1 protein-coding gene is annotated in these 424 nt (G+C 75.7%); it reads right to left on the bottom strand.

Going from position 1 to position 424, the window contains the following annotated elements:
• A partial coding sequence (locus BIV01_RS02065) for an oxidoreductase (protein ID WP_441294368.1) occupies nt 1-424 on the bottom strand: 424 nt, incomplete at both ends.

Below are 424 nucleotides of genomic sequence, written 5' to 3'. Positions count from 1 at the left end.
GGTCGCGGACGACGTCGAGCAGGAGGCGGGCCCGTCCGTGCAGCGAGCCGCCGTACTCGTCGTCGCGCGTGTTGGCGAGCGGGGAGAGGAACTGGTGCAGCAGGAACCCGTGCGCGGCGTGCAGCTCGACGAACTCGAACCCCGCGTCGCGCGCCCGGACGCCCGCCGCGACGAACGCCCGGTGGATCCCGCGGACCTCGTCGGTGCTGAGTTCCCGCGGGGCCGCGTACCCGGTGTACGGCACGGTGGACGGTCCCACGACGGGCCACCCGCCGTCCGCCACGGGCACGGTGCCGCGGACCCGGTCCCAGCTCCGCCCGGTGGACGACTTGCGACCGCCGTGGCTCAGCTGGATGCCGATGCGGACGCCCTGGTCGCGGACGAACGCGGTGGTCGGGCGCCAGGCGTCGCGCTGCGCGTCGTC

The sequence above is a fragment of the Curtobacterium sp. MCBA15_013 genome, assembly GCF_001865095.1.
In the GTDB taxonomy this organism is placed as follows: domain Bacteria; phylum Actinomycetota; class Actinomycetes; order Actinomycetales; family Microbacteriaceae; genus Curtobacterium.
The sequence above is the reverse complement of the archived record's forward strand: the minus strand, read 5'-3'. Positions and strand labels throughout refer to the sequence as shown.